This window comes from Ideonella sp. P3_A4 (assembly GCF_056403075.1).
Genome location: NZ_JBFUGE010000417.1, coordinates 1 through 5,242, shown reverse-complemented (window position 1 = coordinate 5,242; position 5,242 = coordinate 1). Strand labels below are relative to the sequence as shown.

General features: G+C 68.3%; 7 protein-coding genes and 1 pseudogene. All 8 read right to left on the bottom strand.

The features are described 5' to 3' along the window. Positions 1–209: pseudogene (locus AC1DYI_RS25625) on the bottom strand ((2Fe-2S) ferredoxin domain-containing protein); the annotation flags it as partial. Further along, positions 206–1,171, bottom strand: a complete 966-nt coding sequence (cobJ, locus tag AC1DYI_RS25620) for a precorrin-3B C(17)-methyltransferase (RefSeq protein WP_477206957.1) — start codon at positions 1,169–1,171, stop codon at positions 206–208. The pseudogene AC1DYI_RS25625 and the gene cobJ, both read right to left, overlap by 4 nt. A gap of 14 nt (positions 1,172–1,185) precedes the next feature. Further along, positions 1,186–2,037, bottom strand: a complete 852-nt coding sequence (locus AC1DYI_RS25615) for a CbtA family protein (RefSeq protein ID WP_477206956.1) — start codon at positions 2,035–2,037, stop codon at positions 1,186–1,188. 16 nt (positions 2,038–2,053) lie between these two features. Continuing rightward, positions 2,054–2,239 carry a CbtB domain-containing protein gene (locus AC1DYI_RS25610; protein WP_477206955.1) on the bottom strand — a complete coding sequence of 62 codons (186 nt, stop codon included), beginning with the start codon at positions 2,237–2,239 and terminating at the stop codon, positions 2,054–2,056. Between the two features lie 14 nt (positions 2,240–2,253). Beyond that, positions 2,254–2,673: a cobalamin biosynthesis protein gene (locus AC1DYI_RS25605; RefSeq protein ID WP_477206954.1), complete on the bottom strand. Its 420-nt coding sequence runs from the start codon at positions 2,671–2,673 to the stop codon at positions 2,254–2,256. Beyond that, on the bottom strand, positions 2,670–3,437 hold the full coding sequence (locus AC1DYI_RS25600; RefSeq protein WP_477206953.1) for a cobalamin biosynthesis central domain-containing protein: 768 nt from the start codon (positions 3,435–3,437) through the stop codon (positions 2,670–2,672). The genes AC1DYI_RS25605 and AC1DYI_RS25600 overlap by 4 nt, the downstream gene beginning before the upstream one ends. Beyond that, positions 3,434–4,234: a precorrin-2 C(20)-methyltransferase gene (gene cobI, locus AC1DYI_RS25595; RefSeq protein WP_477206952.1), complete on the bottom strand. Its 801-nt coding sequence runs from the start codon at positions 4,232–4,234 to the stop codon at positions 3,434–3,436. The genes AC1DYI_RS25600 and cobI overlap by 4 nt, the downstream gene beginning before the upstream one ends. Further along, a partial coding sequence (cbiT, locus tag AC1DYI_RS25590) for a precorrin-6Y C5,15-methyltransferase (decarboxylating) subunit CbiT (protein WP_477206951.1) occupies positions 4,227–5,242 on the bottom strand: 1,016 nt, incomplete at its 5' end. The genes cbiT and cobI, both read right to left, overlap by 8 nt.

Here is a 5,242-nt window from a genome sequence, read left to right as displayed (position 1 = left end):
CACATCACCGGGCCGCCTTTGCAGGCCGCGAAACAGTTGACACGGCTTCGCTTGACGCGCAGTTCACCGTCGTTCACGCCCGCCGCCTTGAACTTGTCGCCCAGGCTGTCGAACAGGTCTTGCGAGGCGTTGTCCTGCGTGCAGCGTGGGCCGGTGCACACGAGCAGGTGCCGGCGGTAGGCCCCGATCTTCGGCTTCTCGACACTCATGCGTCGGTCTCCTCGCGCTCGGGTTTTGTCTCTTCCGCCGCGGGGTCCAACTGTTCCGCCAGCGTCGCCTCGATGTACGAGGCCGGCAGGTCGTAGCGCTCGGCCAGCATGGCAATGCTGTCGCCGGCGGCATGTGCGGCCGCCAACGCATCGAGCCAGCCGAGCAGCCCGGTCGAGAGCGAGCGGCCGGCCTTCTCGCCGGCATGGGCGCCGTGGCTGTCCATGTCGTACTTGTTGGCGTAGCCGCGCGGCGTGACCATCAGGCCGTGGCGCACGAAGGTGTTGCTGTTGCCGATGAGAACGGTCGTCAGCATGCCGATGTCGGCCTCGCTCATGTGCGCCAAGGTGGTGAACTCGATGCGCTCGCGTCGGCGGTAGGCCGACTTGACGATCGCCACCGGCGTGTCAGGCTTGCGGTGGCTGAGGAACAGCCGCTGCGCCTCGACGATCTGGCGCGTGCGGCGGCCGCTCTTCGGGTTGTAGAGCGCGACGACGAAGTCGGCCGCCGCCACGGCGTTCAGCCGTCGCGCAATCACCGGCCACGGCGTCAGCAGGTCGGACAGCGAGATGGCACAGAAGTCGTGCGTCAGCGGTGCGCCAACCCRTGCGGCGCAGCTGTTGAGGGCCGAGGCCCCCGGCACGATTTCCACCTCCACGCCGGACTCGGGCGTCCAGCCAGCCTGGAACAGCACCTCGTAGGTCGGCCCGGCCATGCCGTAGACGCCGGCGTCGCCCGACGAGATCAGCGCCACCTTGCGGCCGGCTTGCGCGGCCTCCAGCGCGCTGACGGCGCGGTCGAGTTCCTCCGTCATCGACTTGCGGATGATCTCCTTGCCTTCGAGCAGGTCCTCCACCAGCTTGATGTAGGTGACATACCCGATCACGGTGTCCGCTTCGGCAATGGCCGCGCGCGCACGCTGCGTCATGTGCTCGACGCTGCCGGGGCCGATGCCCACGAGCATGATCTTGCCGGCGCTCACAGGGCACGCTCCGCAGCCGGCGTTACCACCTTGCCGCCGAAGCCGAAGGTGCCGACCAGCGGCCTGACCCAACGCGCCATGACGACGGCCGACAACGCGCCGAGCGACAACCAGTACAGCGCGGTCGCCAGCGCCGTGGCGCGTACGAATTGCGTCGACAACAGGTGCATCTGCACGACAGCGTCGCCGCTGAAGGCAGAGAAGGCATCGACCTCGGGCTGCGGAGCACCGACAACGAACGGCACGGCGAGCAGCACGACGCCAATGCAGCGCCAGGCCCACACACTGCGGCGCGCAAGCATCAGCGCGGCAAGGCCGGCGCCGGAACAGACGACGGTCAGCAACCACCAGGYCTGGCGCGAACGCAGCGCCGCGGCGCCGACGCCCGGCAGCTCCGGTGGCAGCCCGAGGCCCGGCAACGCGAAGGTCGCCAGCCAGGCACAAGCGCCCCAGGCGAGCCCGGTCTTCCACGAGGCCGCCGCACCACCGCGCGAACGATCCCACAGCGCGAGCATCGGGATCAGCAGCAGCGCGTAGCCGGTCGCCGCGAGGATGTTGGCGGCGATCGTCCAGCCGGTGCGCTCCAGCCCGTCGGCCGGTTGCCATTCGTCCGCCTCATGGTCGTGTTCGTGCTCATGATCGTGTTCGTGTTCGTGAGCGGCGACCTGTGCGACAACCGATTCGCCGTGCACTGGCACGACCGGCGTCTCCTGCGCCTCGGCGGCGGATTCATACACCTCGGCCGCGGCGATCAGCGGCACCACCTGCCAGCGCTGCAGCGCGGCGTGGAGCAACCCGCTGCAGACGCCGACCAGCAACGCGCAAAGGAACAAACGTCGAAACAGCATGGTGACTCCGATTCCATCAGTGGCAGGGGCGGCCGTTGGCGTGGCGCACGTCGTGGGCGGCGTTGTGGGCCACCGGCGAAGCGCTGAACTCGACGCCGTAGACCATCACGGCGCCGAGCAACAGCGCTGCGGCGATGTGCGAGAGAAAGCTGCCAGCGCGCGCTGGGGCGAGGGTGCCGATGGGGGAAAGTTGCGCGTTCATTGGGGGCTCCTTGTTCAGTGGTTGGATGAAAGGGTTGTGAGGGACAACGGTGCGATCGACACGGTGGCGTTGCGACCGTCGGCACCACGCAGCTTGAATTTCTCGACCAGCAGCGTCTGGCTCGACGCCGCCAGCAGGGCAGCCGCCTCAGACACCGACGGCGTGCCCATGTAGCGGCGCACCGTCTCTGAGGGGTTGGGCACCGCCACCTCGGCCAGTTGCGCGGCCGCGTAGAAGTGAAGGGGCCAGCTCCGCAATTCGGACAGTTGCAGGAAGGCCTCTTCGTCGGCCTTCATGTCGATGCTGGCGAGCATGGCCACGTTGGCCAGCGTCAAGCCGACGCTGGCCAGCGCCTGTTCAAGTGCCGCCTCGACAGTCGCCAGCGGCGTGCCGCGATCGCAGCCGAGTCCGACGGCTACTTGAGCAGACCTCACGCGCTCGGCTCCTGCGGTGGTCGATAGACCACCAGCCGCTCGTTCAGAGACTGCCAGCGCGCATCGTCGACCTCGGCGTGCGTGATCCACAGGATGGCTTTGAAGCGGTCGAGATCGACCTCGTCGAATCGCTCGAAGCGGTGGATGCTGGCGGGCAGCGGCGTCGGCCTCGTCCACCAGTTCGGGCTGCCGGCCTCTTGCACGACCGCGATCGGGTCGCCATTGACGACGTGTGCCGAGACGCGCGTGATGTTGATCTTCGGCGCTTCCACCTTCCAGCCAAGCTCGCGGCCGAGGATGTCGACGGGGATCGTCTTGCCGACGTCCGATGCGGTCGTCAGCACCGGTGTGGCCTCCAACAGCGCGGCGATCTTCTCGGCCCACGCGTTCGCGCCGCCCACGTGCCCCGACAGCACGGGGATGACGAAGTCTCCGGCGTCGTCGATGACGATCACGCCCGGGTCTTCGTCCTTGCTGCGCAGGTGGGGCGCGATCAGGCGCACGACCGCGCCCAGTGAAACGAAGAAGACGACCTGGTCGTAGGCGCTGAACAGCCCGGCGATCTCGTCCTTGAACGCGCCGGCGTAGGCCTGCACCGGGTTGGCCAGGCCGGCCATCGCGTCGGCGAACTTCGCGGCAACGCAGATGCCGGCTTGCGGCAGCTGGCGTGCCAGCCGGGCGACCTGCTGCGCGCCGTGGCGGGTGATGGCGACGAGAACGACGCGAACGCCCTCATCTTTGGTGGGATCGTTGGCGGTGGTCATGCGGTGGTCTCCTCGAACGGCGTGGATGTCTTTTTCTTGCAGCCCTTGACGCGCTCGCCGCGCAGGCGATGCGGGTTCTTCACGAGCATCAGCGACAGGTAGTTGACGGTCGTGCCGCGCAGCGTGAGCACGTCGCGCACGACGCGCTCTTCGGGCGAGCCGGCCTTTTCGACGAAGCAGGCGTGCGCCAGAAGGCCGCGTCGCTCGAGCAGGTCGATCAGGTCGTCGATCAAGGGCTTGACCTTCATCAGCACGAGCGTGTCGAAGTCGTCGAGCATGCGTTCGACCATCTCGACGCCGTAGGCGGCCGGCACGATGGCGACGGTGTCGTCCTGCTCGGCGAAAGGCACGCCCAGCCGTGCGCAAGACGCGTGGAACGACGTGACGCCGGGCACCACCTCGATGGCGACGCGCTCGTCGAGCGCCCTCAGCGTACGTTCGAGGTGGCCGAAGGTGGCGTAGGTCGACGCGTCGCCCTCGACGAGGAACAGCACGTCTCGCCCTGCCAGTAGCACGGGCAACACGGCCTCGGCCGCACGCAGCCAATGGCGCGTGAGCTTCTCGACGTCGTGCGTCATCGGAAACAGCAGCGCCTGATGCTGGGCGGGCAGCGCAAGGCCACTGCGCTGCACGATGCCCAGCGCATAACTCTCACTCTTCGTCGAGCGCACTGGGTACGTCCACAGCGCGTCGTGGCGCTGCAGCAGTGCCCACGCGCCGCGGGTGATCAGCTCGGGGTCGCCCGGGCCGAGCGACACGCCGATCAGGCGGCCGATGCCGTGTGCGGGCTCATTCATCGCTGCGGCCTTCAGAGGGCGGTTCGCCCGAGCCCGGCTGCGCGCAGACGATCCACACCGGGTTCTCGGCGGCCATCCGGTGCATGTGCAGGATGGGCTTGCTGCGCGAGGCTTGCAGCTGCAGCACGTCCCACTGTGCGCCTGCCGCCTTCAGGGCCTCGGCGGCGGTGCTCAGGTTCTCGATCGTCACGAAGTTCATGACCAGCCAGCCGCCCGGTTTCAATCGCGACAGGACGAGCGCGATCAGCTCAGCGAGTTCGCCGCCGGAGCCGCCGATGAAGACAGCGTCCGGATCGGCCCAGGCCTGCATGCCTGCGGGCGCCTTGGCATGCACCAGCGTGTAGTTGTGAACCGCCAGCGTGCGGCGGTTGCGAAGCGCGATGCCGGCGTCGTCGGCGTTCTTTTCGATCGCGTAGACGTGCCCGTCGCGGCACAGGCGCGCGGCCTCGAGCCCGACCGAGCCGGAGCCGGCGCCGATGTCCCACACCACGCTGTCGGCGCGCAGCTGCAGGCGCGCAAGCGAAACGGCGCGCACCTCGTTCTTCGTGATCAGGCCCTTCTCGGGAAAGCGCTGCTCGAAGCGCGCATCGGGCAAGCCGAAGATCACCGGCTGGGTCTGCAATTCCGTGCGCCACAGCAGGACGACGTTGGGCTCTGCGAACTGCATGGTGGCCACTTGCGCCACGCTGCAACCGGTGACGATGCGTTCGTCGGGGCGGCACAGGTGCTCGGCGACGGCGACCTGGAACACATCGCCCAGGCCTTCGGCGACCAGCATGCGGGCGATGCGGTCGGGTGAGTTGTCGGGGCTGGTCAGCACGGCCAGCCGGTCGTGGCGCGCTGCGGCCTGCAGTAGCGCATAGAGCCCATGGCGCGCATCGGCGCCTTCCACCCACTCGCCCGCATCGCGGCTGTGCACCGAAGCGATGGTCATGTCTTGCCACGGCATGCCCAGCCGCGCGCAGGCCAGCTGGATCGTCGACAGGTTCGGGATGACCTCCAACGCCT

Bases quoted from the DNA above. Each gene is read 5' to 3' on its own strand.
- AC1DYI_RS25610 (WP_477206955.1), bottom strand. From the start codon at position 2,239: ATGAACGCGCAACTTTCCCCCATCGGCACCCTCGCCCCAGCGCGCGCT.
- AC1DYI_RS25600 (WP_477206953.1), bottom strand. From the start codon at position 3,437: ATGACCACCGCCAACGATCCCACCAAAGATGAGGGCGTTCGCGTCGTT.
- cobI (WP_477206952.1), bottom strand. From the start codon at position 4,234: ATGAATGAGCCCGCACACGGCATCGGCCGCCTGATCGGCGTGTCGCTC.